Annotated in this window: 26 protein-coding genes, 1 tRNA gene and 1 pseudogene; 14 read left to right on the forward strand and 14 right to left on the reverse strand. The window is 73.3% G+C overall.

Annotated elements, in window-relative coordinates; all coding sequences use genetic code 11:
• Positions 1–165: 165 nt before the first annotated feature.
• Positions 166–1,019: pseudogene (locus DFP74_RS14830) on the forward strand (helix-turn-helix domain-containing protein).
• Entirely contained in the window at positions 1,016–1,216 is a 201-nt protein-coding gene (locus DFP74_RS14835; protein ID WP_121182242.1) for a DUF397 domain-containing protein, read from the forward strand. Before DFP74_RS14830 ends, DFP74_RS14835 begins: the two are co-directional and overlap by 4 nt.
• A gap of 113 nt (positions 1,217–1,329) precedes the next feature.
• On the opposite strand, the gene DFP74_RS34910 is transcribed toward DFP74_RS14835, so the two are convergent.
• Positions 1,330–1,458, reverse strand: coding sequence for a hypothetical protein (locus tag DFP74_RS34910; protein ID WP_255499459.1), 129 nt, complete (start codon positions 1,456–1,458; stop codon positions 1,330–1,332).
• On the opposite strand from DFP74_RS34910, the gene DFP74_RS14840 reads away from it, so the two are divergent.
• The 3 genes from DFP74_RS14840 (at position 1,445) to DFP74_RS14850 (ending at position 3,633) form a co-directional block, all read left to right on the forward strand.
• Positions 1,445–1,600 carry a hypothetical protein gene (locus DFP74_RS14840; RefSeq protein ID WP_199725656.1) on the forward strand — a complete coding sequence of 52 codons (156 nt, stop codon included), beginning with the start codon at positions 1,445–1,447 and terminating at the stop codon, positions 1,598–1,600. The two genes, DFP74_RS34910 and DFP74_RS14840, sit on opposite strands and share 14 nt — an antisense overlap.
• A gap of 67 nt (positions 1,601–1,667) precedes the next feature.
• Positions 1,668–2,504, forward strand: a complete 837-nt coding sequence (locus tag DFP74_RS14845; RefSeq protein ID WP_121182243.1) for a hypothetical protein — start codon at positions 1,668–1,670, stop codon at positions 2,502–2,504.
• A 127-nt stretch (positions 2,505–2,631) separates the two neighbouring features.
• Positions 2,632–3,633, forward strand: coding sequence for an endonuclease/exonuclease/phosphatase family protein (locus DFP74_RS14850; protein WP_121182244.1), 1,002 nt, complete (start codon positions 2,632–2,634; stop codon positions 3,631–3,633).
• Positions 3,634–3,737: 104 nt separating this feature from the next.
• Here the strand turns inward: DFP74_RS14850 and galK are convergent, their stop codons facing one another.
• From galK to DFP74_RS14865, 3 genes are read right to left on the reverse strand one after another with little or no spacing between them, the layout of a single operon-like run.
• A complete protein-coding gene (gene galK / locus DFP74_RS14855; protein ID WP_121188266.1) occupies positions 3,738–4,898 on the reverse strand; it encodes a galactokinase in 1,161 nt (386 codons plus the stop codon).
• A gap of 23 nt (positions 4,899–4,921) precedes the next feature.
• Entirely contained in the window at positions 4,922–6,004 is a 1,083-nt protein-coding gene (galT, locus tag DFP74_RS14860; RefSeq protein ID WP_121182245.1) for a galactose-1-phosphate uridylyltransferase, read from the reverse strand.
• Positions 6,001–6,789: a DeoR/GlpR family DNA-binding transcription regulator gene (locus DFP74_RS14865; RefSeq protein ID WP_121182246.1), complete on the reverse strand. Its 789-nt coding sequence runs from the start codon at positions 6,787–6,789 to the stop codon at positions 6,001–6,003. Before DFP74_RS14865 ends, galT begins: the two co-directional genes overlap by 4 nt.
• Positions 6,790–7,034: 245 nt before the next feature.
• Between DFP74_RS14865 and DFP74_RS14870 the strand changes: the two genes are divergently transcribed.
• Positions 7,035–9,941, forward strand: a complete 2,907-nt coding sequence (locus tag DFP74_RS14870) for a glycoside hydrolase family 2 TIM barrel-domain containing protein (RefSeq protein WP_121188267.1) — start codon at positions 7,035–7,037, stop codon at positions 9,939–9,941.
• Between the two features lie 152 nt (positions 9,942–10,093).
• Here DFP74_RS14870 and DFP74_RS14875 read toward each other — a convergent pair whose 3' ends face one another.
• Positions 10,094–11,065, reverse strand: a complete 972-nt coding sequence (locus tag DFP74_RS14875) for an EamA family transporter (RefSeq protein ID WP_199725657.1) — start codon at positions 11,063–11,065, stop codon at positions 10,094–10,096.
• Complete coding sequence (locus DFP74_RS14880) at positions 11,062–11,739, reverse strand: nitroreductase family protein (protein ID WP_121182247.1); 678 nt, start codon at positions 11,737–11,739, stop codon at positions 11,062–11,064. Before DFP74_RS14880 ends, DFP74_RS14875 begins: the two co-directional genes overlap by 4 nt.
• 95 nt (positions 11,740–11,834) lie before the next feature.
• Here DFP74_RS14880 and DFP74_RS14885 point away from each other — a divergent pair, with 95 nt between their 5' ends.
• Positions 11,835–12,335, forward strand: coding sequence for a MarR family winged helix-turn-helix transcriptional regulator (locus DFP74_RS14885; RefSeq protein WP_121182248.1), 501 nt, complete (start codon positions 11,835–11,837; stop codon positions 12,333–12,335).
• A gap of 99 nt (positions 12,336–12,434) precedes the next feature.
• Here the strand turns inward: DFP74_RS14885 and DFP74_RS14890 are convergent, their stop codons facing one another.
• The 5 genes from DFP74_RS14890 to DFP74_RS14910 all read right to left on the reverse strand — a co-directional run bounded on the left by DFP74_RS14890 (position 12,435) and on the right by DFP74_RS14910 (position 16,788).
• Entirely contained in the window at positions 12,435–12,629 is a 195-nt protein-coding gene (locus DFP74_RS14890) for a CsbD family protein (RefSeq protein ID WP_121182249.1), read from the reverse strand.
• Between the two features lie 99 nt (positions 12,630–12,728).
• Complete coding sequence (gene thiD / locus DFP74_RS14895; protein WP_121182250.1) at positions 12,729–13,529, reverse strand: bifunctional hydroxymethylpyrimidine kinase/phosphomethylpyrimidine kinase; 801 nt, start codon at positions 13,527–13,529, stop codon at positions 12,729–12,731.
• Positions 13,530–13,757: 228 nt separating this feature from the next.
• The gene (locus tag DFP74_RS14900; protein WP_121182251.1) at positions 13,758–14,762 is read right to left on the reverse strand and encodes a zinc-binding dehydrogenase; all 1,005 of its coding nucleotides are present in this window, start codon (positions 14,760–14,762) and stop codon (positions 13,758–13,760) included.
• Between the two features lie 99 nt (positions 14,763–14,861).
• Positions 14,862–16,127, reverse strand: coding sequence for an NAD(P)/FAD-dependent oxidoreductase (locus DFP74_RS14905; protein ID WP_121182252.1), 1,266 nt, complete (start codon positions 16,125–16,127; stop codon positions 14,862–14,864).
• 64 nt (positions 16,128–16,191) lie between these two features.
• The gene (locus tag DFP74_RS14910; protein WP_121182253.1) at positions 16,192–16,788 is read right to left on the reverse strand and encodes a TetR/AcrR family transcriptional regulator; all 597 of its coding nucleotides are present in this window, start codon (positions 16,786–16,788) and stop codon (positions 16,192–16,194) included.
• A gap of 184 nt (positions 16,789–16,972) precedes the next feature.
• On the opposite strand from DFP74_RS14910, the gene DFP74_RS14915 reads away from it, so the two are divergent.
• Together DFP74_RS14915 and DFP74_RS14920 are read left to right on the forward strand one after the other, a co-directional pair.
• Complete coding sequence (locus tag DFP74_RS14915) at positions 16,973–17,593, forward strand: TetR/AcrR family transcriptional regulator (RefSeq protein WP_121182254.1); 621 nt, start codon at positions 16,973–16,975, stop codon at positions 17,591–17,593.
• Between the two features lie 32 nt (positions 17,594–17,625).
• The gene (locus DFP74_RS14920) at positions 17,626–18,870 is read left to right on the forward strand and encodes a DUF418 domain-containing protein (protein WP_199725658.1); all 1,245 of its coding nucleotides are present in this window, start codon (positions 17,626–17,628) and stop codon (positions 18,868–18,870) included.
• A 13-nt stretch (positions 18,871–18,883) separates the two neighbouring features.
• Here the strand turns inward: DFP74_RS14920 and DFP74_RS14925 are convergent, their stop codons facing one another.
• A complete protein-coding gene (locus DFP74_RS14925) occupies positions 18,884–19,666 on the reverse strand; it encodes an alpha/beta fold hydrolase (RefSeq protein ID WP_121182255.1) in 783 nt (260 codons plus the stop codon).
• A gap of 197 nt (positions 19,667–19,863) precedes the next feature.
• Between DFP74_RS14925 and DFP74_RS14930 the strand changes: the two genes are divergently transcribed.
• Positions 19,864–20,346, forward strand: coding sequence for a peroxiredoxin (locus DFP74_RS14930; RefSeq protein WP_121182256.1), 483 nt, complete (start codon positions 19,864–19,866; stop codon positions 20,344–20,346).
• A gap of 20 nt (positions 20,347–20,366) precedes the next feature.
• On the opposite strand, the gene DFP74_RS14935 is transcribed toward DFP74_RS14930, so the two are convergent.
• Positions 20,367–20,885, reverse strand: a complete 519-nt coding sequence (locus DFP74_RS14935) for a TetR/AcrR family transcriptional regulator (RefSeq protein ID WP_121182257.1) — start codon at positions 20,883–20,885, stop codon at positions 20,367–20,369.
• 159 nt (positions 20,886–21,044) lie between these two features.
• Here DFP74_RS14935 and DFP74_RS14940 point away from each other — a divergent pair, with 159 nt between their 5' ends.
• Positions 21,045–21,416, forward strand: a complete 372-nt coding sequence (locus tag DFP74_RS14940; protein WP_158613005.1) for an SdpI family protein — start codon at positions 21,045–21,047, stop codon at positions 21,414–21,416.
• A 151-nt stretch (positions 21,417–21,567) separates the two neighbouring features.
• Here the strand turns inward: DFP74_RS14940 and DFP74_RS14945 are convergent.
• Positions 21,568–21,652: transfer RNA gene (locus tag DFP74_RS14945), tRNA-Leu, on the reverse strand.
• A gap of 146 nt (positions 21,653–21,798) precedes the next feature.
• Between DFP74_RS14945 and DFP74_RS14950 the strand changes: the two genes are divergently transcribed.
• The 3 genes from DFP74_RS14950 (at position 21,799) to DFP74_RS14960 (ending at position 25,206) form a co-directional block, all read left to right on the forward strand.
• A complete protein-coding gene (locus DFP74_RS14950; protein ID WP_121182259.1) occupies positions 21,799–23,121 on the forward strand; it encodes a M20/M25/M40 family metallo-hydrolase in 1,323 nt (440 codons plus the stop codon).
• Positions 23,122–23,372: 251 nt separating this feature from the next.
• Positions 23,373–24,422: a hypothetical protein gene (locus tag DFP74_RS14955; RefSeq protein ID WP_121182260.1), complete on the forward strand. Its 1,050-nt coding sequence runs from the start codon at positions 23,373–23,375 to the stop codon at positions 24,420–24,422.
• 151 nt (positions 24,423–24,573) lie between these two features.
• Positions 24,574–25,206 (forward strand): chaplin family protein, encoded by a 633-nt coding sequence (locus DFP74_RS14960; RefSeq protein ID WP_121182261.1) that lies wholly within the window; start codon positions 24,574–24,576, stop codon positions 25,204–25,206.
• The last annotated feature ends 244 nt before the right edge of the window (positions 25,207–25,450 follow it).

Here is a 25,450-nt window from a genome sequence, read left to right on the forward strand (position 1 = left end):
TTGAGCAATTCGTCGTTCAGGGATTCGTGATTCGATAGTGTGCGCTGTGATGGTTCTCGTAAATGTTGCGTGCAGATCGCAAGCTTTTGTTTGCGCTTTGCACGCAACCCAGGGAAGGAATGGAGGCGAATTGTCCTGACCAGCACAAACGAGACGACCGGCGGCGTGTCCCGACGGCAGATCGGACGCCACCTCAAGGACATGCGCACTCAGGCCGGTCTCACCCTCGCTCAGGCCGCTGAGTCCGCTGACATGAGCCCGTCCAAGCTTTCCCGCCTGGAATCGGGGAAGGCCGGGCGCCCGCGAAAAGGCGACATCGCTGTGCTGTGCGGGGTGTATTCCGCGCCTGAGGAACTGCGGGATGCTTTGGAGGGGATGGCCCGCGCCTCCAAGGACTCCTGGTGGTCGTCGTACGCGGACGCCATTCCCGATACCTTCGGGGCCTATCTCGGCCTAGAGGCCACAGCGGACCGGATTTTCTGGCACGATCCGAACATCGTCCCTGGTCTGTTGCAGACCGACTCCTACGCGCGCACGCTGCTCACCACCGCCGACCCCGACGCTGAACCGGGGGAGATCGACCGACTACTGCAGGTCCGGCTGGGGCGTCAGGGCATCCTGCACCGCGTCGTCGGTGCTCCGGATCTTCGCGTGGTCGTTGGGGAGGCCGCCCTGTTGCGGCCCGTCGGTGGTCCGAGTGCGATGGCGGCCCAGCTGGAACACCTGATCAAGGTGGGGCGGTCCGACCGCGTGATATTGCGGGTGATACCGCTGTCGGCGCCCACCTACCAGGCGCTTCCTGGGGGAGCGTTCATTCTGCTGGACTTTCCGGCTCTGCCGGGAGGGCATGATGATCCTGCCACCGTGTACGTGGAGGGCTGGGAGGCGAGCTCTACCTTGACCGCCCTCAGGAGACGGCCCACTACCGTGCGGCCTGGGATGATCTCTGGCGCCGGGCACTTGATCCCACCCGGTCAGAACAGATGATCAGCCGGATAGCGAAAGGAATGCGCAGATGATTCACAACAGGCCTGGTGCGATCGCCGAGGGGTGGCGCAAGGCTAGCTACAGCGGCGGCGAGGGCAGGGCGTGTGTCGAGGTCGGCGAGGTCGGCGCAGACCGCGCGATTCGTGACACCCAGCACAGGGAGCTAGGGGCATTGGCGTTCGGCCGATCTGAGTGGGCCGCGCTTCTGGTGGCCGCGAAGCAGGATTGAACCTTCATCACGCTCGCCTCCTGCTAGTCCAGGTGGCAGGAGGCGAGCGCGTTGTCCAGCACGCGACCCGCCGACTACCGGTGGGACCAGCACCGGCGGGATGATGACCCTGATCAGCGGATCTGCATGCGCCGGGCCAGACCTCGCAGCGGCTCGGGGATCGTGCGGTGGTAGTCGACCAGGTGCCCGCGGCAGGTCCACACCAGCGGCGACCTGGCGCTGCTGATCGTGGACTGGACCATCGCGGGCACCGACCGCGACGGCCGGGCGGTGCACATCGCGGGCACCGCCACGGACGTCGCCCGGCGGGGCCCGGACCTCCGCTGGCGGTACGCCATCGACACCCCCTTCGGCACCGGGAGCACCGGGCACCGGGGCGAGTGAACCGAACACGTCCGCGTACAGTCACATCCGGTGATCCCGCCCCCGACCCTCGACCGGAGGAACCCCGATGCGACCCGACGCGGAGCCCCGTTCCACGCAGAGCTCCCCCACGCCCACGCCGTCCGCGTACCCCGCCGCCGCGGCGCCGAAGAAGCGGGGAGCCGGACGCAAGGTCCTGGCCGGCGTCGGTGCCGCCGTCCTCGTGGTCGGCTCCGCCACCGCGGGACTGGCCGGCGGCGTGGTCCACGGGGGCGCGTCCCTCCAGCCGCTCGACGAGGGCATCGCCACGAACACGGCGCGGGAGCCCGCGGAGGCGGCCGCCACGGAGGAACCCCGGGAACGGGTCGAACTCCTCGCAATGTCGGTCCAGGTTCCTGAGGGCTGGGCCGCCGAGACCGTCACCGGCAGCTTCAGCGAACTCGTCGACGGCCGGGAGGACACCGTCACCGCGGAGTGGCTGACCCTCTATCCGGAGGGTCAGGAGGCCTGCGACGGGGAGTGGCACTGGATGAACACCTCGAGCGGGTGCGCGCACCTCAAGGTCCTGGGTCCGGAGGGGCTGCGGCTCGCGGCCGGGGGATTTCCCCTCACACTGGAAGGGGTGGGGCCGCACAGCTCCTTCCGTCCCGGGTTCGACCCCGGGTCCTGCGCCGAGGGCGTGCCCACGCACACCGAGTCCGACCCGGGGTTCCGCGGCTTGGACCAGTGGGAGGTCACGGAGGACAAGGCGGGCGAGAAGGCCGCCGGGTACGCGGAGGGCTCCACCGCGTGCATGGACCCGGAGACCGGCGCCATCGTCTACGTCGACCAGCGGCTCTGGCTGGTCGAGGAGGAGGAGATCCTCTTCGTCGACGCCTACGGGCTCGATGCGGCCGAGTCCGTGGTGGCGTCCGCCGAGTGGTGACCACCGCCCTGTTCCGGGCGGCGCGCGAGCCCTGCGGCCCGTGCCCGGGGACGCGGGCCGACACCTGTCGTCGGCGTATCCGAAACCGCATACGCGGTGACAACACCGCCTCGCGTTCACTGGCGGTATGACTCGAACCCTACGAGCGTCGACGTCCCGGTGGGGCCGCCGGCCGGACCGCGCCGACCTGGCGTTCGCGGCGGCGGCACTGCTCCTCGGACTCCTCATGGCGCTGCACGCGTGGATCCCGAACCTCGGGGGCCTGGGGAGCCTGGTGGAGACCTTCCTGCCATGGCTGGGCCTGGGCGTCCCGGTCCTGCTGGCCGGTGCGCTGTGGCGCCGCTCCGTCCCCGCGACGGCCGCGCTCCTGGTGCCCGTCCTGGTGTGGGCGTACCTCTTCGGCGGCCAGATCGTGGACACGTCCGGACAGGACGGCGGCTTCACCGTCGTGAGCCACAACGTCGGCGCGGGCAACCCGGACCCGGTCGGCACCGCCCGCGACCTGGCCGCCCAGGACGCGGACGTGCTGGCCCTCCAGGAGCTGACCGGGCAGGACCGGGGCACCTACGAGCGGGAGCTGGCGCGGGCGTATCCGTACCACACGGTGGTGGGCACGGTCGGGCTGTGGAGCAGGACGCCGCTGTCCGACGCGCGTCCGGTCGACACGCGGATGGACGTCGGGCCGCTGGGTGAGGCCAAGCCGCCCGAGGAGACGATCGTGTACAACCGGGCGCTGCGCGCCACGGTGGCCACGGACGGGGGGCCGCTGGCCGTGTACGCGGCCCATCTGGGGTCCGTGCGGGTCGTGCCCAGGGGCGGCTTTGTGACCGGGGACCGCGACCGCGGCGCGCAGGCGCTCGCCGAGGCCGTGGCGGCCGAGGAGCTTGAGCGGGTGGTGCTGCTCGGCGACCTCAACGGGGCCATGGACGACCGCGCCTTCGACGGCGTCACCGCCGAGTTGAGCCCGGTGCAGGACCTGGCCGGGAGCGGCTTCGGCTTCAGTTGGCCGGCGGCGTTCCCGGTGGTGCGGCTCGACCAGATCCTGGTGAGGGGCGTGGAGGTGGCGGACTCACGGGTGCTGCCGGCCACCGGCAGCGACCACCGGCCGGTGGCGGCCGACCTCGGTTGAGGGCCGCCGTGCGGTGCCGCCCGAGGGGCCGCACCGCACGCCGGCGCCGCGTGGGGGGACGGCCCCGCGCGGCGAACGCCGCCCGCCGAGGGGCGGCGCCCCGGTCATACCACCCGGCGCGCACCCTGTGCGGGCAGCGCGGTGAACCCCGCGGGCTCGGCGAAGCCCCGCTCCCGGTAGGCGGCGCGCACCGCCTCCAGGCACGACTCCCTCTCCTGGGCCTCCACCAGCGCGATCACACAGCCGCCGAACCCGCCGCCGGTCATCCGCGCGCCCAGGGCGCCCGCCGCCAACAGCGCGTCCACGGCGGTGTCGACCTCCGGGACGGTGATCTCGTAGTCGTCGCGCATCGAGGCGTGCGAGGCGGTGAACAGCGGACCGACCCGGTGGACGTCACCGGAACGCAGCAGCGCGACCGTCTCCAGCACCCGCTCGTTCTCCGTGACCACGTGGCGCACCCGGCGCCGGGACACCGCGTCGGGCAGGGCCTCCAGAGCCGCCGGCAGCCCCTCGGCCGTGACGTCGCGCAGGGCCGGTACGCCCAGCACGCGCGCGGCCTCCTCACACGAGCGACGGCGTTCGGCGTAGGCGCCGTCGACGTGCCGGTGCGGTGCCCGGGTGTCCACCACGAGCAGGGCGAGCCCTCGCCCGGCCAGGTCGAAGGGCACCTGTTCGGTCTCCAACGACCGCGTGTCCATGAACAGGGCGTGCCCCGCCGTGGCCAGCATGGAGGCCGACTGGTCCATGATCCCGCACGGCATGCCCACGAACCCGTTCTCCGCCTGCTGGGCCAGCACGGCCACCCGGGCGGGATCGGGGCTCGCGCCGTGCGTGTGCGCGGCGGCCAGGACGGTGGCACAGGTCAGCGCGGCCGATGACGACAGCCCCGTCCCGCTCGGGATCGTGCTGTCCACCATCAGGTCCAGGCCGTCGATGCGCACGCCCGACTCGGCCAGCGCCCACAGCGCGCCCGCCGGGTAGGCGGCCCAGCCCGGGACCGACCCCGGCACGAGGTCGCTCGTGCGCGTGGCGAACTCCTCGCCCGACTGGCGCGAGCGCAGCCGCACGACCCCGTCCGTGCGCCGGGCGGCGGCCGCGGCCAGCGCGTGCGGCAGCGCGACCGGCAGCACGAACCCGTCGTTGTAGTCGGTGTGCTCGCCGATGAGGTTGATCCGCCCGGGCGCGATCCACACGCCCTCCGGCTCGTGGCCGTAGGCGTCGCGGAAGGCGTCCGCGCAGGCGCTCGGCGACGGCCCGGCCGTCACTTCGGTCACTCCGATCGCTTCGGTCACGGTCCCACCTCTCTGAGCCGCTGTGCGGCGGCCTCCGGGGTGACGTCGTTGATGAACACGCCCATGCCCGACTCCGTCCCCGCCAGGTACTTGAGCTTTCCGGGCGCGCGCCGCACGGAGAACACCTCCAGGCGCAGGGCGCCCGAGTCGCGGCGGGCGCGGACCGGGGCCTGGTGCCAGGCGGAGATGTAGGGCAGGGGCGCGTCGTACAGGGCGTCCAGGCGGCGCAGCACGTCCAGGTACAGGTCGGCGAAGTCGTCGCGCTCGGCCTCGGTCAGAGCGGGCAGGTCCGGCACCCGCCGGTGCGGGTAGACGTGGACCTCCACCGGCCAGCGCGCGGCCGCCGGCACGAACGCCGTCCAGTGCTCGCTCTGGGCGACCACGCGGACCTTGGCCTCCTGCTCGGCGTGCAGGACGTCGGCGAACAGGTCGCCTCCGGTGCGGCGACGGTGCTCCTCGGCGGAGTCGAGCGTGCGCTCCGTCCGGGGCGTGACGAACGGGAAGGCGTAGATCTGCCCGTGCGGGTGGTGCAGGGTCACGCCGATCTCCGGCCCGCGGTTCTCGAAGCAGAACACCTGCTCCACCCCCGGCAGCGCGGACAGGGCGCGCGTGCGGTCCACCCACGCGGCCATGATCGTGCGCACCCGCTGCGGCGACAGGTCGACGAAGGACGCGTCGTGGTCGGAGCCGAAGACCAGGACCTCGCAGCGGCCCTCGCCCACGCGTCGGGACGGGGCCAGCTCACCGACCGGTTCCAGCGCGCGGCCGTCGTCCGGCACCAGCGACGGGAAGCGGTTCTCGAAGGCCACCACGTCGTAGGAGGACGCGGGGATCTCGGTCCGGCGTTCGTCGGAGGAGGGGCACAGGGGGCAGTCGTTCGTGGGCGGCAGGTGGGTGCGGCCCTGGCGGTGCGAGGCGATGACCACCCACTCGCGCAGCAGCGGGTCGAAGCGCATCTCCGACCCCGAGGCGACCGGGGGGAGGGTGCGCGGGTCGGGGGTCGGGCGCCGGACGGCGTCGCCCTCGTCGAAGTAGATGATCTCGCGACCGTCAGCGAGGAGTTCGGCGGTCCGTCTCATGTCTCTTCCCGGTGGACGTCGGCGACGACGAGTCGCCCGACGTGTTCGGACAGGGTGGTCCGGGCGTCCTCGTCGATCCCGGCGTCGGTGACGAGCACGTCGCAGCGGCTCAGTGGCGCGATCGTGCTCATGCCGACGGTGCCCCACTTGGTGTGGTCGGCGGCGACCACGAGGGTGGCGGAGGCCTCGACGAGGGCCTGGTCGGTCTCGGCCTCCATGAGGTTGGGGGTGGTGAAACCGGCCCGGAGCTGCATGCCGTGCACGCCCAGGACGAGCACGTCGAGGTTGAGGCCGCGCACGGCGGTGAGCGCGACGGGGCCGACCAGGGCGTCCGAGGGCGTGTGGAAACCGCCGGTGAGGGCGACGGTCTGGTCCGGGCGGGCGGACTGGTAGAACACCTCGGCCACGCGCAGGGAGTTGGTGACGACCGTCAGGCCCGGCACGTCGGTCAGGTAGCGGGCGACGGTGGCGGTGGTGGTCCCCGCGGACAGGCCCACGGCGCTGTGCGGTTCGACCAGGTCGGCCACGGCCCTGGCGATCGCGTGCTTCTCGTTCTCCTGGCGGGTCGACTTGGCCTCGAACCCGGGCTCCTCGGTGCGCGCGCCCTCCGCGGCCACCGCGCCGCCGTGCACTTTGCGGACGGCGCCGCGCCCGGCCAGCGCGTCCAGGTCGCGCCGGACGGTCATGTCCGACACCTCGAGGCTCTCGACGAGCTCGGTGACGCGCACCCCGCCGGTCCGCCTGACCTGGTCGAGGATCAGCGCCTGGCGTTGCGCGGCCAGCATGGGACCTCCCCACGGGATCCGGATGAACGAAAATGTTTGAACATGTTGGGATACTGACGCAGAGTCCAGTCTGATGTCAATGAGTCCGCAGAGCGGTCACCTTACGTGTTGGATATCGTTGATAAGTGTTGACAACCAGGTGGCGCTCTGTTGAGGTTGTGAGTGCTTTCGTGTCCCCTCCGGGTGCGGCACCGCCCGGCACCGTCCGGACCCGGCGCGCACCACCGACAGTGCAGAGGTTCGACGTGCCCACTCACCCCGAACACGCCCCCTCCTACCTGGAGAGCCGCACCCCGTCCGCGGGGACCGAGCCGCCCCGGGCCGCCTTCGCCTCCGACGCGCCCGTGCTGGACCTGGACGGCGACTGGCGCTTCCGCCTCGCGCCCACCGCCGGGGGCGGACCCGGCGCCTTCGAGCGCGAGGACCACGACGACAGCGGCTGGGACACCCTCCCCGTCCCCTCCCACTGGCAGCTGCACGGGTACGGCGCCCCCGCCTACACCAACATCGCCTACCCGTTCCCGATCGACCCGCCGCACGTGCCCGACGACAACCCCACGGGCGAGTACCGGCGCGCCTTCGACCTGCCGGACGCGTGGCCCGAGGGCCCGGCCGTCCTGCGCTTCGAGGGCGTGGACTCCTGCTACGCCGTGTGGCTGAACGGGCACGAGCTCGGCCACGCCACGGGCAGCCGGCTGCCCAGCGAGTTCGAGGTCGGATCCCTCCTGCGCCGCGGGCGCAACGTGCTGGCGGTCCGCGTCCACCAGTGGTCGGCCGCCAGCTACCTGGAGGACCAGGACATGTGGTGGCTGTCGGGGATCTTCCGGGGCGTGCGCCTGCTCGCCCGCCCCGCGGACGGCGTACGCGACCTGGAGGTGCGCGCCTCCTACGACCACATGACCGGTACTGGCGTCCTGCGCGTGGACACCGACACCCCCGGCCTGGTCACCGTGCCCGAACTCGGTCTGGTGGACGCGCCGACGGGGGCCGACCACGAGGTCGGGCCGGTCGAGCCCTGGTCGGCCGAGGCGCCCCGGCTCTACGACGGCGAGCTGGTCACCCCGGGCGAGCGGGTCCCCGTGCGCGTGGGCTTTCGGACCGTGGAGATCTCCGGCGGACAGCTGCGGGTGAACGGCCGCCCGCTACTGCTGCGCGGCGTGAACCGGCACGAGTGGGACCCCGACCGGGGCCGGGCGGTGACCTGGGAGACCATGCGCGAGGACGTGCTGCTCATGAAGCGGCACAACGTCAACGCCGTGCGCACCAGCCACTACCCGCCCCATCCCGACTTCCTCGACCTGTGCGACGAACTCGGCCTGTGGGTCATCGACGAGTGCGACCTGGAGACCCACGGGTTCGAGGACGTCGGCTGGCGGCGCAACCCCTCCGACGACCCCCTCTGGCGCGAGGCCTACCTGGACCGGATGGCCCGCACGGTCGAACGGGACAAGAACCACCCCAGCATCATCCTGTGGTCGCTGGGCAACGAGTCCGGCAGCGGGCAGAACCTGCGCGCCATGGCGGAGTGGACCCGCCGCCGCGACCCCGGGCGCCCGGTGCACTACGAGGGCGCGGTGGGGACGGACTACACCGACCTCTACTCGCGGATGTACGCCACGCACAAGGAGGTGGCGGCCATCGGGCGCCGGACCGGCCTGCCCGAGGGCGACCCCGGCCTGATCGACCGTCCGTTCCTCATGGTCGAGTACGCCCACGCGATGGGCACCGGGCCGGGCGGGCTGGAGGAGTACCAGCGGCTCGTGGAGGCCTACCCGCACCTGCTGGGCGGGTTCGTCTGGGAGTGGATCGACCACGGCATCCGGCGGCGCGAGGACGACGGCACCGAGTGGTTCGCCTACGGCGGCGACTTCGGCGAGGTGGTGCACGACGCCAACTTCGTGGCCGACGGACTGCTCATGCCCGACCGCACCCCGGGGCCCGGGCTGGCGGCCCTGGCCAAGACCTACGAGCCGCTGCGGCTGGTGCCCGATCCGGCGGCCGGGACGGTGGCGCTCACCAACACCTGGCAGGTGCTCGACACCTCCGGGCTGGAACTGCGCTGGGACGTGCGGGAGGAGGGCGGGCTCGTCGCCGAGGGCGTCCTGGCGGCCGAGCCGGTCGGGCCGGGTGAGAGCGCCGTGCTGCCCCTGCCGGACCTGCCGGACCTGTGGTCCGCCGACGGCCGGGAGACCTGGTTGACGGTGTCGGCGCGCCTGGCCGGGGACCGCCCCTGGGCGGACGCCGGGCACGAGGTGGCCTGGGGACAGGCCCGGATCGACCGGGGGAGCGACGCCGGGGCGGACACCGGCCGGATCACGGCCGTCACGCCCGTCACCGAGGGCGGCACGGTCACCGTGGGGCCCGCGGAGTTCGACGCCCGCACCGGGCGGGCGCTCTCGCTGGCGGGGCTGCCCCTCGCGACCCTGGAACTGGATGTGTGGCGCGCGCCGACCGACAACGACCAGGCCAGGCACGGCGAGTCCGTGGAGGTGCCCTGGCGGCGGGCCGGACTGGACCGGATGACGCACCGCGTGCTGTCGGTGGAGCGGGACGGCTCGGCCCTGCGCGTGCGGACCCGGGTGGCGGCGGCCGCGAGCGAGCTCGGGCTCCTGGCCGAGTACACGTGGACGGGCGACGCGCACGCCCTGGCCCTGGACCTGTCGGTCGAGGCGGTGGGGGACTGGCCGTGCCCCCTGCCCAGGGTCGGTGTGCGGTTGGAACTGCCGCCGGAGCTGGGGGAGGTCGAGTGGTTCGGCCGCGGGCCGGGGGAGGCCTACCGCGACGTCGCGCAGGCCGCGCGCGTGGGGCGCTTCACGAGCTCGGTGGACGGGCTCCAGACCCCGTACCTGCGGCCCCAGGAGAACGGCAACCGGCTCGGGACCCGCTGGCTGCACCTGCGCTCGTCCGAGGGGCGCGGACTGCGGGTGGAGGGCGTCCCGGAGTTCGACTTCACCGCGCGCCGGTGGAGCACGGCGGCCCTGGACCGCGCCCGGCACCCGCACGAACTCCGCCCGGAGGACCGGATCCACCTGCACCTGGATGCGGCGCACCAGGGCATCGGCTCCGCGTCCTGCGGCCCGGGCGTCCTGCCCGAGCACCGGCTGACCCCGGGCACGCACCGGTTGCGCCTGGTGCTGCGGCCCCTGGGCTGAGCCGTTCGCCCGTCGCCCGTCGCCCGTCGCCCGCCATCGCCCACCCGTCGCCCGCCATCGCCCCCCGGGCGCTGGGCGCGGCGGGTGGCCCGCCGCCCGTCCGTCTGCGGTGCGGTCGTTCTCCCGTGGGCGGGACGGGTGGGTTGCCGCCCTCATCGGCCGCCTGCGGCGTGGCGGGCCTCGCCGGACACGGTGACGGGCGTCAGGCCGGCGTCCGCCCGTTCCGGCTCCCGCTCCGGAGCGGCGGGGGCGGTCGGCGCCGGCGGGATCGCGGTGACCTGGACGAGGACGACCGCCGCGACCGCGCTCAACGCGCCGAGGAGCTGGATCGGGGTGAGGACCTCCCCGAGGACGGCGAATCCGAGGACCGTGGCCGCCAGCGGGCTGGCGAAGGACAGGAACGACACGGCCAGCGCGGGCAGGCGCTCCAGGCCGCGGAACCACAGGGCGTAGGAGATCAGCGCCCCCACGATGCCCAGGTAGGCGAATCCGGCGAGGTTGGTCCCCGTGACGTGCGCCGGCAGGCCCTCCACGAGGAGTGCGGCCGGAGCGAGCAGCAGCCCGCCCGCGGTGAGCTGCCAGCCGGTCATGGCCAGCACGCCCACGCCCTTCGGCCGGCCCCAGCGCTTGGTGAGCACCATGCCGGTCGCCATGGACGCGGCGGCGGCCAGCCCGGCCGCGATCCCGAGCGGGTTCAGGGCCGCCTCCGGACCCACGACCAGAAGCCCGACCCCGGCGGCGCCGAGCAGGCAGGCCAGGACGTGGACGAGCCGGATGCGGGTGCCCAGCAGGGCCGCGCCCAGGAGCAGGACCACGACGGGCTGCACGCTCATGACCAGGGCCGCGATGCCGCCGGGCAACAGGTAGGCCGCGACGAAGAGCAGGTAGAGGAACACGCCGATGTTGAGCGTGCCCAGGACCAGGGAGCGCCACCACCACACCCCACTGGGCAGGACCCGGGTGATGGCCAGCAGGACGAGTCCGGCGGGCAGGGCGCGCACGGCGGCGGCCAGCAGGGGCCGGTCGGGCGGCAGGAACTCGGTGGTGACGAGGTAGGTGCTGCCCCACACGGCCGGGGCGAGCGCCGTGAGCAGGGAGTCGAAGGCGACGCGGTGTCCGCTCATCGCCGTCCTCCTTCGGTGCGGGCGGTGCCGTGGGTCTCGGCGTACACGTGGTGGGACCGGGGGCGGCGCCCCGGGTGGGCGCGGGTCTCGGCCGGGTAGCCGATCGACAGCAGCAGCGCGATGGCGAGGTCGTCGCGGTGGTCCGCGCCGATCGCCTTCTTGACCTCGGCCTCGTCCCAGCCGTTCATCGGGGACGTGGCGAGCCCGGCGTCGGCGGCGGCGAGCATGGCGAAGCTCGCGGCGAGCATGGCGTCCTTGACCGCGTACTCGCGGGCGAGTCCGCGTGCGTCGAGGTCGCGCTGGAAGTCGATGCCGGCGGTGGCCGTCATCTCGGCGAACTCCGGGGACCAGGCGCCGCGTTCGAGCGCGGTCTCGTAGACGTCGGACAGGTCGTGGCGCCAGGCCTCGCACTCGGCGACGAACACCAGGGTGACGGGCGCCCGTCGGGGCTGCTCCTGGCCGCCCGCGGCGCGGGCGAGGGCCTCGCGGCCTTCGGGCGAGGTGACCGCGACGACGGATCGGGACTGGAAGTTCCAGCTGGAGGGGGCCTCGACCGCCAGGTCCAGGAGTTCGTCCAGGAGGGCGTCGGGCAGCGGCTCGGGGCGGAACCGCCGGATGCTGCGGCGGGCGCGGATGGTCTCGGCGAGGGGGATCAGGGGAGGGGGAGCGCTCATTTCGACGATGAACCTTTCGATGTCGAATCGTTCGATATCGAAAGGTTAGGTCGTGGTGCTCCGATCCGTCAAGCGCGCGGCGCTATCATCGCCGGATGAACGACGCCGTCGATGTGTTCCTTGACCAGTGGGGCCGCGAGCGCCCCGACCTCGACGTCTCGCCGATGGGGCTCATCGGACGTGTCCAGCGGCTGAACCGGCTGCTCGTGCGCGGCCTTGAGGAGTACTTCGTCACACAGGGCCTGGAGTTGTGGGAGTTCGACGTCCTCGGCACCCTGCGCCGGTCCGGGGCTCCCTACGCCCTGACCCCCAAGGAGCTGGTCCGCATGACCATGGTGGGCTCGGCGGCCATGACCAACCGGGTGGACCGCCTGGTCAAGCGGGGCCTGGTCTCCCGCGAGGTCGACCCGGAGAACCGGCGCCGGACCGTGGTCAGCCTCACTCCGGAAGGGCTGGAGCTGGTCGACGTGGCCGTCAAGGGGCACGTCGCCAACGAGGAGCGGCTGCTGGAGGGGCTGGACGGGGGCGAGCGCGCGCGGATGGTCGAGCTGCTGCGCACGCTCCTGCTCTCCCTCGACGACACCCTGGAGGAGTGAGCGCGCTCCGCGGCCGTCACCGCACACGACGGCGGCCCGCCACGGGGGCGGGCCGCCGGGGCCGGTGCGCCGCGGGGAGCGCGGCCACCGTCACACGCCTCAGTGTTCACCCGGCTTCTTGTCCGGGGTCACGGCGTCCTTGAGCTTCTCACCGGCCTGCTTGAGCTTGGACGTGGACTTCTCCTTCTTGCCCTCCGCCTGCCACTGTTCGTTGCCGGTGGCCTTGCCGAGGCCCTCCTTGGTCCTGCCCTTGTACTCCTCGGCCTTGTTCTTGAACTCGTCCTTCTCGGACATGGACTGCCTCCTCTCAAGCCGTCCTGTCTTGAGCCCTAACCGAACTCGCGGGCGCTCAACCGTCGGGAGAGGAAATTTCGTTCCGAGCGGACGGCCAGGTCAGGCTCCGGGGGCGATCGGGACCACCGACGCGAACGGCGCGTGCGTGGTGAGACGCCGCGCGATGCCCTCGCGGACCATCGCCTTGGCGGTGGCGACGGCCGGTCCCACCTCGGCGCCCTTGGCCAGTTCGGCGGTGATCGCGGCGGCGAACGTGCATCCCGCGCCGCTCACCCTCTCCTCGCCGATCTTCGGGGCGCGCAGGACCGTGACGTCGGTGCCGTCGAAGTGCACGTCCACCGCGTCGGGGCCCGGCAGTTCCGTGCCGCCCTTGGCGACCACGTGCCGCGGGCCGAGCTCGTGGATGCGGCGGGCGGCCTCCACCAGGTCGTCGACGGTGTCGATCCGCTCCATGCCCGCCAGCGTGCGCGCCTCGAAGTGGTTCGGCGTGATGACGGTGGCCAGCGGCAGGACGCGGGCGGTCAGCGCCTTGTCGGTGTCCAGGGCCGCGCCCGGCTCCTGCCCCTTGCAGATGAGCACGGGGTCCAGGACCACGTGCCGCCACGTCCGGGCCTCCAGGGCGTCGGCGACCACGTCGATGGTGTCCGGCGTGCCCAGCATGCCGATCTTGACCACGTCCGGGTCGTGGCAGGCCGTGGCGGCCTCGATCTGGTCGGCGATGACGCCGGGCTCCACCGGGACGAACCGGTGGCCCCAGCCGTTCTTCGGGTCGAAGGAGACGATGCAGGTGATCGTCCCGACCCCGTACACGCCGAGCTCCTGGAAGGCCTTGAGGTCGGCCTGGATGCCGGCCCCGCCGGTGGCCTCCGACCCTGCGATCACGTACGCGCGGTTGGTCATCTCGTGCCAACCTTCCTTCCTCGATGCTGACTGCGGTGTCCGGACCCGGTCGAGCGAATCCGTGCACATTGCATCACACGCGAGGGCCCGGATCGTTCCGCACGCACGCGTGGCGATCCTCGATGGGGTCGGGCGCGGGCGGAGCCCGCCCCGTGGGCGGGGCGCGGTGACGGGCTCGGCCTCCGGCGTGCGCCTCGGCCGCCCGCACGGCGACCCGCCCCCGGGCGCTCACACCACCAGCAGCGACCTGCCCAGGGTGGTGCGCTCCTCCAGCCCGGCGTGCGCCTCGGCCGCCCGCTCCAGGGGGAAGGTCGCGCCCACGTGCGGTCGGATCGTGCCCTCGGCGACCAGGTCCAGGGCACGCACGGTCGCCGCGCGCTTCTCCGCGGAGGGCTGCGGCGGCAGGTCGAGCAGACCGGTCACGGAGACGCCCCGCCGTTCCGCCTCGCCCTCGGGCACCTCGGTGAACTCGCCGCCGGACGTCCCGTAGCTGACGAAGCGGCCGCCGTCGGCCACCGCGCCGAACGCGGCCGTGCCCAGCGCCCCGCCCGCGCCGTCCAGGACCACCGCGGCTCCGCCGCCGGTCAGCGCGACCGCCTTCGCGACCCAGTCGGGCTCGGAGTAGTCCACGGTCTCCTCCGCGCCCAGCTCACGGGCGAGCGCCAGCTTGGCCGCGCCCCGGGCGGCGCCGAGCACGCGGGCCCCGGCCGCCCGGGCCAGCTGCACGACCAGGCTCCCGGCGCCGCCGGTGGCCGCCGCCACGAGCACCCACGTCCCGCGCTCGATCCGCGCGGCCTCCGCCAACAGCAGGGCGGTGGGCCCGTCGTGCAGCACGGCCAGCGCGGTCTGGGGATCCATGCCCTCCGGCACCCGGATCAGTCCGTCGGCGCCCACGGCCGCCTTCGCCGCGTAGCCGTCGACCGGGGCCTGGGTGAGCCCGGTCTCGGGGTCGGACGTCCCGGTGTCGGAGAGCACCGTCGCGCCGACCCAGGAGGCCGCCACGCCCGCGCCCACGGCGGCGACCCGCCCCACGATCCCGCTGCCCGGCACGTAGGGCGGAGCGACGTCGAAGAAGTCCGTGCCCCAGCCCTGGCGGACCAGGGTGTCCAGGAACATCACGTTGGCCGCCGCCACGTCCACCAGGACCTGGCCGGGGCCCGCGACCGGGTCGGGCACCTCCCGGGCCACCAGCACCTCGGGTCCGCCGAACTTCTCCACCACGACTGCGCGCATCTCTTCACTCCAGGGTTCGTTCCTCGTGTACGGACCCCACTCTTCTTCCTCAACAAATATTGAGGTCAAGGGGTGATCGGGGTGGTCCCGCGTCCCGGCTCACAGATCGGCGAGCAGGCCGTCGGTGGCGTCGTAGCCGCTGTCGTAGGCGCCCTCCACGGTGTTCTCCCCGGTCGTCGCCTCACCGGCGAAGAACAGGACCCCGCCCACCGGTGCGGCGAGCGCGGCGGGCGCGTCGTGGGCGCCGGGCGGCACGTACAGGTAGGCGCCGCGGCTGTGCGGATCGAGCGTCCAGTCGTGCGTGGTGCGGCGCACCGGGTCCGGGGGAGTCTGCCCCGCGGCCGCGCCCAGGGCGCGCAGCCCCGCGGCGAACCGCTCGTCCTCCGGCTGCGCCAGCAGCGCGCGGGCGGCCTCGCCGGCGGCCCAGACCGAGACCACCTCGGGCGCGGTCGGCGACAGGTGCGAGACCGACCAGAACGCGAGGTCGCCGTCCGAGGGCAGCACGTCGGTGTCGGCGGGCAGGACCGGTCGGTCGAACTCCATCACCAGCTTGACCGCGTCCGTGGCGTCCAGGGCCTCGATCGCGTCGCGGTGCGCGGCGGGCAAGGGGGGTTCGAACACCACGTCCGCCGTCCGGAGCACGCGGATCGGCAGCGTGGCCACGCACCGGCGGGCCCTGACCCGCTCCGTCCCCCCGGGTCCCCGCATGGTCAGCTCCACGCCCCCGCCCGACCACCGCACGGCGCGCACCCGCCGGCCGAGGTCGATCCGCAGTCCGTGCGCCAGCGGGGCCAGCAGTCGGTCGTAGCCGTCGACCACGCGAAAGTCCGCACGGGGCGCCGACCACCAGTCGAACTCGCCCCGCTCGACCATCCAGGTGGCGCTCCACCGCGACAGCGGTTCGTTCTCGCTCGACACCGGCGGCCAGTCCGCCTCCGGGACGCCCAGCCGGCGCAGGTACTCGGCCGCGCTGTCGTCGTCCCGGGGCGCGGCGGCGCGGCCGACGGCCGTGCTCGGGGACCAGTGCTGCTCGGAGCGGACCCGGACGGTGTCCGCCCCGGCCCAGTCCACGAGTTCCCAGGTCGAGGCCGCGGCGCCGTGGATCAGTCCGGCGCCCAGCTCCACGGGCACCGAGGTGAAGCCGTGGTCGGTGTGGACCTGGCCGCCGATCCGGTCGCGCGCCTCCAGCACGATCACCCGCAGACCGTGGTCGGTCAGGTTGCGGGCCGCAGACAGCCCGGTGACGCCCGCGCCGATCACCGCCACGTCCCACTCCGCCCAGGGGCGGTCGGGGGCGCCGGCGGCGGCGGTCAGCAGCGCGGCGCCGCCCAGCAGCAGGCCGGAGCGTCGGGTGATTCCGGGCAAGGGGGCTCTCCTTCGGGGGTCCGGAGGCCGGAGTCGGGGCACGCTCGGTGCGGGGAGGAAGGGGTCAGGCGCGCATGCCCTGGCAGGCGATGTCGACGAGGCGCCGGCGCGCGTCGGCGCCGTCGTCGCCCTCGGCCGGTCGGGACAGGCAGGCCACCAGCAGGGCCATGGCGTCGTCGGCCGTCACGTCGGCGCGGACGGCCCCGGCGTCCTGGGCGCGCACGAGCAGGCGGCCCAGCGCTCCGGTGACGTCGTAGTCGGAGTTCGAGACGATGGCGTGCTTGTCGAAGCCGGGACCGCTCAGCGACTCGGACAGGCCGCGGTCCATGCCGCCCTCGTGGACCAGGAAGGCGAAGTAGGAGAAGAACGTGCCGCCGGGATCGTCGCTGTCACACAGCTCGTCGGCCCGGCGCACGTACGAGTGCAGGCGCTCCAGCAGGATCGCCCGGAACAGCGACCGCTTGGTGGGGAAGTGGCGGCTCACGGTGCCGGTGCCCACGCCCGCGCGGCGGGCGATCTCGTGGACCGGTACGGACAGTCCCTCGGCGGCGAACACCTCCTGCGCGACCGTGAGGACGCGCTCCCGGTTGCGGCGCGCGTCGGCGCGCAGGGGCCGGTCGCCGTGCGCAACCGCGGCGACGCCGTCCTGATCGATGCCCATGCCTGGTCCACTCCGTGCTGGGGGTCCGGGTGCCGCGCCGGAACGGTCGGCCCGCCCAGGATAGCCCCGGCCGCGTCGGAGCCACCGGTCCCGGCGGTGGCCGGGAGGCTCGGTCACCGTCCCGCCCGTGGCCGGATCCGGCCACCGGCCGGTCTCCTTGAAAATATTGTCGTATTATTTTTTCATGGCACGGACGGCGGACCACGAAGAACGGCGGCGGCAGGTCGCCGAGGCACTCCTGCGCACGGTGGGGGAGCGGGGGCTGGCGCGGACCACCCTCGCCGACGTCGCCGAGGAGGCGGGGGTCTCGATCGGCCTGGTACAGAGCTACTTCCGCACCAAGTCCCAGCTCCTGCGCTTCGGCGTGGACCACATGTACAAGCGGGCGGAGGCGCGGCTGCGGGCGGTCTCGGAGGGCGCGGAACCCGTCCGCTCGGTCCGGGAGTGGCTGTTCCGGGCCGCGGAGACCCTGCTGCCCCTCGACGACCAGCGGCAGAGGGAGATCACCGTCTGGCTGGAGTTCCTCCCGGCCACCAAGACCGATCCGGAGATGGCCCGGCTGCACCGGGACACCACCGCCGAACTCCTGGACGCGCTCGCCCGCGCACTGGACGAGGGCGTGCGCCTGGGCGAGTTCCGGCCCGACCTGGACGGCCGGACCGAGGCGGCCGGACTCGTCGCGTTCGTGGACGGCCTGTCGATCCACCACCTCGTCACCGGCGGGGACGCCTTCGCGCAGGAGGCGGTCCGCGCCGCGCTGCACACCTACCTCGACCGGCTCCTCCCGGCCCCCGAGAGCCCGTGACCACCCTTCCCACCATGCGCAAGGCGGCCGGCATGACCAGACCGACCACACCGGGAACCCGGGGCGAGCAGGCCTCCGGTGCCGGTACCCGACTGCCCCTGCTCGACGTCCTGCGCGGCGTCGCGATCCTGGGCACCCTCGCCTCGAACGTGTGGCTCTTCACCGCCCGCGGCGGCGAGAGCATCATGATCTTCGAGAGCGACGCGATGAGCCCCATGGGCGCGTTCGCGGCGGACCCGTCCCTCGACGGCCTGGCGCGGGGCGTCTTCTTCCTCGCGGCCAACGGCAAGTTCCTCGCCATGCTCACCCTGCTGTTCGGGGTCGGCCTGGCCATCCAGTTCCGGTCGGCCGCCCGGCGCGGCGCCCGGTGGCCCGGCCGCTACAAGTGGCGGGCGCTGTTCCTGTTCACCGAGGGCCTCGTGCACTTCACGCTGGTCTTCGCCGCGGACGTCCTCATGGGCTACGCGGTCGTCTCGCTGCTGGTCGCCTGGCTGCTGACCAGGTCGCAGCGGGTCCGGTCCGCCGTGATGTGGACGTCGGCCTGCCTGCACCTGCTGGTGGTCGGGCTGCTCACGGCGGCCCTGGCGCTGCGGCCGCCGGCCGAGACCCCGGGCGCCGCGGGCGTGCCGCCCGAGGCCGTGGCCCTGTACGCGGAGGGGAGCTACCTGGACCAGGTGGCCTTCCGACTGGACAACGCCCTGCTGCTGCGGGCGGAGCCGGTCATCTCGTTCGGGCTGCTCCTGTTCATGTTCCTGCTGGGGGTGCGCCTGTTCCGGGCCGGCGCCTTCGGGGCGGACGAGACCGGCCGCCGTATCCGCACCCGGATGCTCGTGTGGGGCCTGGGGGTCGGGGTGCCGCTGAACGCGGCCGTCGCCCTCCTGGGACCGGACCTGTTCTTCGTCGACCGCTACGTGGCCGCGCCGATCGTGGCGCTCGGCTACGTCGGGCTCGTCGGATGGCTGCTGGACCGGGTGAACCCCGCGGGGGCGGTCGTCACCGCGTTCTCCTCCCTGGGCCGGATGGCCATGTCCGGCTACGTGCTGCAGAACGTGCTCTGCGCGTTCGTCTGCTACGGCTTCGGCCTGGGACTGGCCACGGGTCTGGCGGGGGCCGACCCGTGGTGGGTCATGGGGCTCTGGGCCGCGGTCTCGGCCCTGTTCCTGGCGGTCGCGACGCCGTGGCTGCGCCGGTTCGGGTCGGGACCGCTGGAGGCGCTCCAGAAGTCGGTGCTGGCCAGGGTCCCCGAGCGCGATCGTGCGGGCGCGGCGCGGCGGTGACGCCCGCTCGGTGTCATTCGGCGGCGTCGAGCGAGGCCAGGAAGTCCTCCACCACCGCCAGCAGCGCGAGAGGCGTCTCGTCCATCGCGTAGTGCCCGGCGTCCTGGAACACGTACAGCCGGGCGTTGGGGAACCACTCCATCCACGTGGCGCGCATGACGTCGGGGGACAGCGCCTGGTCGTGCGCCCCGGCGACCGCGAGGGCGGGCACCGGGCTGCCCTTGACCGAGTCGTGGAAGTCCACCCCGGCCCAGTCCTGGAGGTAGGCGGCGAAGGCGTCCCTGGTCGAACAGGCCAGGGACGCGGCGACCACGGACTCCAGCCACACCCCGGGGAGCCGGCCGCCCGTGGTGAGGTCGATGATGGCGCGCCGGGCGGCGGGATCGTCGACGGCGCCGCGGAACAGGCCCCAGGCGTCGGAGTCGAAGCCCGCGCCGGCGGCCGGGACCGGGGAGACGCCCACGATCGCGCGGACCCGCTCCGGCGCGAGGGCGACGAGGTGCTGGGCGACCTTGCCGCCCATGGAGTGGCCGACCACGGAAAAGGTCCGCCACCCCAGGTGGTCGGCCAGGGCGAGGGCGTCGGCGGCGATCTCCGCGGTCGTGTACGCGCCCTCGATACCCCGCGCCTCGCCGTAGCCCCGCTGGTCCATGGCGGCGTACCTGAAGCGCTCGCCGTCGGCGTGCTCCAGCAGCGGCTCGAAGCTCGTACGGTCGCCGAACCAGCCGTGCAGGGCGAGGACGCCGTGCGGACCGGCGCCGCGGATCGTGTGCGGGAGGACGACGGGTTCCACCATGGGGGGCTCTCCAGACTCGGGGCGGGCGTGCCGCGGCCGCGCGTTCGGCCCGGCCGACAGGGTCCTACCCCGAGCGGGGCGCCGCATCCGGCACGGGCCGCATCCGGCGCGCGCCGCCAACGGTGCGCCGGGGTACGTGCGGAGCCCGTTCGGTAGGCTCGCGGCGACGGTCGTCCCCCACGGAAGACAGGTTCGACATGGCACGCGGCACACGCGGTATCGGGGCCGGCGACACGGCCCCCGACTTCACCCTCCCCGACCAGTCGGGGAACCGGGTCCGGCTGCGTGACCGGCTCGGCGAGCGGGTGGTCGTCCTGTACTTCTACCCCAAGGACGACACGCCGGGCTGCACCGCCGAGGCCTGCGCCTTCCGAGACAGCCACGAGGTGTTCGCCGAGGCGGGCGCCGAGGTGATCGGGATCAGCTCCGACTCGGTGGACCGGCACGCCGCCTTCGCCGGTCGGCACGAGCTGCCGTTCACCCTCCTCAGCGACAAGGGCGGCGCGGTGCGCAAGGACTACGGAGTCCCGTCGGTGCTCGGCCTGCTCCCGGGCCGGGTCACCTACGTGATCGACCGCCAGGGGACCGTGCGCCACGTCTTCAACTCGATGACCGTCATCGACAAGCACGTCAAGGAGGCCCTGTCGGTCGTCCGCGACCTGGCCGCCGTCGAGGACTGACGCCGCGGCCGACCACCCGGTCAGGCGAGCAGGTCCCGGCGCCGCAGACCGGCGAGCACGTCGGCGCCCATCCGGCGGGACAGGTGCTCGTGCAGCACGATCGTCGCCTGGTGCATCGCGGCCATCACCGCTCCGGCGTCGCGCGCCCGGTCCGAACCGGAGGGGAAGCGCTCGGGCCACGTCTGACTCAGGAACGCCTCGGCGACCGCGGCGCCGTTGTCGAAGACGCGGCCGACGGGGAGCCGTCGACTATGGCGGGCCACGTAGCGCAGGATCAGCGGGCTGTGCTGGAACACGCCGGCGAGGAAGCCGGGGTCGGTGATCTCCCCGTCGGTGACACCGAGGCCGCCGAGGCTGCCCAGGGTCTCGGCGGCGTAGGCGTCGCAGGCCCGCCGCAGGTCCTCCTTGGTCCCGAAGTGGTGCTGGACCAGCCCGATCGAGACCCCCGCCGCCTCGGCGATCCCCTTGATGGTCGCCCCGGTGTATCCGCGTTCGGCGGCGGGGGCCGCGGCGCCGCCCTTCACCGTCGCGATCAGCATGCGGGGCCGGAGAAAGGGGAGACCTCCGCCAGAGGCGGAGTGCCACGAGTGCGCGGTCAGGTCAGAAGGGAAAGTCACCACGTGCATCTCAGGACCCTTCCCGGAACGCCTGGGGAACTCGTTCCGGTCGCCGCCGAGCGAATGGAGGGGGGTGCGCTGGTGTCGACTTCTCTCGTGGTCTTCGCCACCGCGGCCCTGCTCCTCGCCGCCGCCCACGCCGGTGCCAGGGGAAAGCTGCCGCCCAACCCCTATCTCGGTATCCGGACCACCCTCACGGCGGACAGCGACGAGGCCTGGTACGAGGTCCACCGCAGAGCCGCTCCCTGGTGGGTCGTCGCCGGAATCGCCACGGCCATCGGTGGGTTCGCCCTCTTCCTCATCGAGGACGGGGGGTTCCAGATGGGGGCGTTGCTCGTGGCCGCCGCCGTGTGCCTGGCGACGGTCATCGCGGGCGCGCTCACGAGCTCCCGGGCCGTGCGCGATCGCCTGGCCCGGCGCGATCGCGCCTCAGGCGAGCACTCCTCCGGGTAGGAGGGAGCGTGAAGCCGACCGGAGGCAGGACCTCGCCGTCACGGTGCGGTATCCCGCGCTCAGAGAGCGCCGCGACCACCGGCACGGCCTCCGGGCGCTCCGGACACACAAAAACTCCCAGGCCGATGACCTGGGAGTGATGTGTTGCGAGTGTCCGAGGGGGGACTTGAACCCCCATGCCCTATACGGGCACTAGCACCTCAAGCTAGCGCGTCTACCTATTCCGCCACCCGGACAGGGTGTGTTCGGCACTCCTCAGTGCCGGACAGGACAACCATAGCAAAACCCAGGACCTGTCCGAACCATGTTTTCCGGCGGGGGGTGGCCGTGGCAGGGTCGGGGGGACAAGTAGGGCAACGGTGCGGTGCGACGGGAGCGGCAGATGCCGGACACGGACAGCGGACTGAGCGCGGCGGAGGTCGAGGTCGTCGACCTGTGCAGGGAGCTCATCGAGATCGACACCTCCAACTACGGCGACCATTCCGGGCCGGGTGAGCGCAAGGCGGCGGAGTACGTCGCGGGCAAGCTCGACGAGGTCGGCGTCGAGTCGACCATCTACGAGAAGCACCCCGGGCGCAGCAACGTGGTGGCGCGGATCACGGGAGAGGACTCCAGCCGCCCGCCCCTGTTGATCCACGGACACCTGGACGTGGTCCCGGCGGCGCCCGAGGACTGGACCCACCACCCCTTCGCGGGCGAGGTGACCGACGGGTGCGTGTGGGGCCGCGGCGCCGTCGACATGAAGAACATGAACGCCATGGTCCTGGCCATGCTGCGCCAGCGTCTGCGCGAGGGGCGCCGGCCGCCGCGCGACATCGTGCTGGCCTTCCTCGCCGACGAGGAGGCGGGCGGCACCTGGGGCGCCCAGTACCTGGTCGACGAGCACCCCGAGCTCTTCGCCGACTGCGACTCCGCGATCAGCGAGGTCGGCGGCTTCTCCTTCACCGTGAACGAGAACCGGCGCCTGTACCTGGTGGAGACCGCGGAGAAGGGCATCGCCTGGATGAAGCTGACCGCGCGCGGCACCGCCGGCCACGGGTCGATGGTCAACACCGACAACGCGGTCACCGAGCTGGCGGCGGCCGTGGCCCGGCTGGGCGAACACGAGTTCCCCGTGCAGCTCACGCCGACCGTGCGGACCTTCCTGGAGGAGGTCTGCGAGGCGTTCGGGATCGAGTTCGACGAGCGCGACGTGGACGCCACGGTCGCCCGGCTCGGCCCGATCGCCCGGATGATCGGCGCGACCCTGCGCAACACCCTCAACCCCACGGTGCTGGGCGGCGGATACAAGGCCAACGTCATCCCCGGCGAGGCCACCGCCCAGGTGGACGGCCGGTTCCTGCCCGGGGCCGAGGACGAATACTTCGCCGTCATCGACCGCCTGCTCGGCCCCAAGGTCGACCGCGAGTTCATCCACCACCTGCCCGCGGTGGAGACCCCTTTCGAGGGCGGGCTGGTCAGCGCGATGTCGGAGTCGCTCCTGGCCGAGGACCCCGGTGCCAAGGCCGTGCCGTACTGCCTCTCCGGCGGAACCGACGCCAAGAGCTTCTCCCGGCTGGGCGTGCGCAACTACGGTTTCGCCCCGCTGAAGCTGCCCCCGGAGCTGGACTTCGCCGGCATGTTCCACGGCGTCGACGAGCGCGTTCCCGTGGACGGCCTCCAGTTCGGCGTGCGCGTGTTGGACCGGTTCGTCGGCTTGAGCTGACCCCGTGCGGCCCGCGCCCGCGGGCGCGGGCCGCCTTCGCGCGTCCGATATGTGCTGCCTCGCTCCGAGAAGTTCTCGGCACGTTTCCGGATCGCGTGCATGTTCACTCAGCGTGATGCTACGGTTGCTTTCAGTTCGACGATGTCGTGGTTCCGCGCTCGCGTCAGTGAGCGCCCGGATGCGGCACGTCGGACGATCCCGGTGGCACACCGACCGGGGCCGAACATCGGGAACGAGACGAGGGGGCATGCATGGTGCTCACGGGCCGGGGGTGGCTGGTCATCACCAGTCGCGCTGCCTGTGGCGACCGTGTCGTCCTTGCCCGTCTGCTGCTCCTGTCCGGCCTCCTGGTCGTCGCCTGGCTGGCCGGAGGGTTCGGTGCCGCCCACGGCGGGACCACCTCCGACTCGGGCCGGCTCGTCGACAGCGTCCTGGAGACGGGTGAGGCCACCGAGCGCGCCGGACAGGCGGCCGCGGAGGAGATCCGCGCCGCCCGCCTCTCCGACGCCACGGCCAACGCCGCCGCGGTGACCGGCACGCTGACCGGCGACGTCGTGCCCCAGGCCGCGTCGCTGCCCGCGACCGCACTGAACGAGTCGGGCGTCACGTCCGCACTCGGGGAGACCTCCACGGGAACCGCCGCCAACCGGGTCGTCGACGACGCCACCCAGGTGGTGGACGGGACCGCGCGCGGGGCCGGCGACCTGGTCGACGGCATCACCCGCACGGGGCACGGGGTCGCCGGCGCCGCCGACGACTCCCTGCGCGAGACCGGTCTGGCCACCACCGTGGCCGACGGCCTCACCGACTCCACCCGGGGCGTCAACGAGGGGATCGACGGCACCGCGAAGACCGCCGACGCCGTGGTCTCCGGCCGACTGCCGGACCTCGGTTCCGAGGTCGAGGACGCCGCCGAGTCCACCGGGACCGCGCGTCCCGCCGAGCGCGGCGTCTCGCGCTCGGAGATGGAGCGCGTGACCAGGACCGCCCGCGCCGCGGCGGGAGCCGCCGCGCACAACGCCCACCACACCGCGGCCGAGCAGGCCGCGGAGCGGGCGGCGGACGAGGCCGAGGACCTCGGTGAGCGCATCCGCCTCATCGGCGGCGGTGGCACGCACCACCAGGGGCACGCGGACGCCACGGGCGCCACCGCGCCGACCTTCCCGCAGCCGGCCGCCGTCGGCTTCCTCATGGCCCGCGCGGCGCACCTCGCGCCGCAGGCCCAGCGGGTCGCCCTCCCCGGCGACCCCACCCTGGTGGTCCGCGACGCCGCGGACGACCCCACCTTCTCCCCCGACTAGTCGCGCTCACGACCGCGGCCGGTCCTTTCGCGCTCCCACGCGCAGTCGCCATGCCTCAGGCTGGCGCCATCCTCCACAGCCTTCGGCTCGGAGTCGCCGCCGCGGTCACCGTGAGTAGCCATCTGACCTCTCAGTGACCCAAGGACACGCAATGACGCACGCGACTCAGGCCAGGATCACCGCCCTCGTGGCAGCGGGCCTGCTCACCATCGGCGGGGCCGCAGGGGCCCACGCCGACACCACCACCAGCGGAAACGGATCGATCGGCGGCGGAAACCAGATCGACGTCGACGCCGACGCCCCGATCAACGTCTGCGGAAACTCCGTCGCGGTCCTCGGCCTGGCCGGAGCCCAGTGCGCGGACGGCGGGGCCACCGTCGAAGAGGCGTCGTCCACCCGCGGTCCCGGCCCCGGCGGCCACGACGGCTACGACGGCTACACGCCGCCCGGGGAGGAGCCCTCCGAAAGCCCGTCCGAGGGCCCGTCGGTGGGTCCCTCGGAAGGCCCCTCGGAGAGCCCGTCGGAAGGGCCGTCGGAAGGCCCCTCCGAAAAGCCCTCGGAGAGCCCCTCGGAAGGCCCGTCGGAAGGCCCCTCCGAGGGTCCGTCGGAAGGCCCGTCGCAGGGTCCGTCGGAAGGCCCCTCCGAGGGCCCCTCGGACGGCACGCCGGAGCTTCCCCGCACCGGGGCCTCCGACCTGGGCTCCTGGATCGCGGCGGCCGCCGCCGCCGTCCTGGCCGGCGCCGGGCTCGTCCTCGTCGGACTCCGCCGCCGCACACGCCACTGATCGGCTTCCCGGGCCCTTCGCGGTCCGGGGGTTGACGCGAGTCCCGCAGCATCGGCCGAGGCCATGTCCGCGGGGTTCACGTCAGCCGCCGCTCAACCAGAGCGGAGCTGACCGACGGGACGCACGCGTTCGCCCGCAACCAGCGGGCGCGACGGAGAGGTGTTCACCAGCCCGGCGCACACGCACCGTCCAGGTGCGCGGACGTCCGGATGATCCCCGGCCTTGGCCGTGGCCCCGTACCCCA

The sequence above is a fragment of the Nocardiopsis sp. Huas11 genome, assembly GCF_003634495.1.
Classification (GTDB): domain Bacteria; phylum Actinomycetota; class Actinomycetes; order Streptosporangiales; family Streptosporangiaceae; genus Nocardiopsis.

Coding starts and splice junctions, on each gene's coding strand:
- DFP74_RS14835 (WP_121182242.1), top strand. CDS start 1,016: ATGATTCACAACAGGCCTGGTGCGATCGCCGAGGGGTGGCGCAAGGCT.
- DFP74_RS34910 (WP_255499459.1), bottom strand. CDS start 1,458: ATGGTCCAGTCCACGATCAGCAGCGCCAGGTCGCCGCTGGTGTGGACC.
- DFP74_RS14845 (WP_121182243.1), top strand. CDS start 1,668: ATGCGACCCGACGCGGAGCCCCGTTCCACGCAGAGCTCCCCCACGCCC.
- DFP74_RS14850 (WP_121182244.1), top strand. CDS start 2,632: ATGACTCGAACCCTACGAGCGTCGACGTCCCGGTGGGGCCGCCGGCCG.
- galT (WP_121182245.1), bottom strand. CDS start 6,004: ATGAGACGGACCGCCGAACTCCTCGCTGACGGTCGCGAGATCATCTAC.
- DFP74_RS14865 (WP_121182246.1), bottom strand. CDS start 6,789: ATGCTGGCCGCGCAACGCCAGGCGCTGATCCTCGACCAGGTCAGGCGG.
- DFP74_RS14875 (WP_199725657.1), bottom strand. CDS start 11,065: ATGAGCGGACACCGCGTCGCCTTCGACTCCCTGCTCACGGCGCTCGCC.
- DFP74_RS14880 (WP_121182247.1), bottom strand. CDS start 11,739: ATGAGCGCTCCCCCTCCCCTGATCCCCCTCGCCGAGACCATCCGCGCC.
- DFP74_RS14885 (WP_121182248.1), top strand. CDS start 11,835: ATGAACGACGCCGTCGATGTGTTCCTTGACCAGTGGGGCCGCGAGCGC.
- DFP74_RS14890 (WP_121182249.1), bottom strand. CDS start 12,629: ATGTCCGAGAAGGACGAGTTCAAGAACAAGGCCGAGGAGTACAAGGGC.
- thiD (WP_121182250.1), bottom strand. CDS start 13,529: ATGACCAACCGCGCGTACGTGATCGCAGGGTCGGAGGCCACCGGCGGG.
- DFP74_RS14900 (WP_121182251.1), bottom strand. CDS start 14,762: ATGCGCGCAGTCGTGGTGGAGAAGTTCGGCGGACCCGAGGTGCTGGTG.
- DFP74_RS14910 (WP_121182253.1), bottom strand. CDS start 16,788: ATGGGCATCGATCAGGACGGCGTCGCCGCGGTTGCGCACGGCGACCGG.
- DFP74_RS14915 (WP_121182254.1), top strand. CDS start 16,973: ATGGCACGGACGGCGGACCACGAAGAACGGCGGCGGCAGGTCGCCGAG.
- DFP74_RS14920 (WP_199725658.1), top strand. CDS start 17,626: ATGACCAGACCGACCACACCGGGAACCCGGGGCGAGCAGGCCTCCGGT.
- DFP74_RS14925 (WP_121182255.1), bottom strand. CDS start 19,666: ATGGTGGAACCCGTCGTCCTCCCGCACACGATCCGCGGCGCCGGTCCG.
- DFP74_RS14930 (WP_121182256.1), top strand. CDS start 19,864: ATGGCACGCGGCACACGCGGTATCGGGGCCGGCGACACGGCCCCCGAC.
- DFP74_RS14935 (WP_121182257.1), bottom strand. CDS start 20,885: ATGCTGATCGCGACGGTGAAGGGCGGCGCCGCGGCCCCCGCCGCCGAA.
- DFP74_RS14950 (WP_121182259.1), top strand. CDS start 21,799: ATGCCGGACACGGACAGCGGACTGAGCGCGGCGGAGGTCGAGGTCGTC.
- DFP74_RS14955 (WP_121182260.1), top strand. CDS start 23,373: ATGGTGCTCACGGGCCGGGGGTGGCTGGTCATCACCAGTCGCGCTGCC.
- DFP74_RS14960 (WP_121182261.1), top strand. CDS start 24,574: ATGACGCACGCGACTCAGGCCAGGATCACCGCCCTCGTGGCAGCGGGC.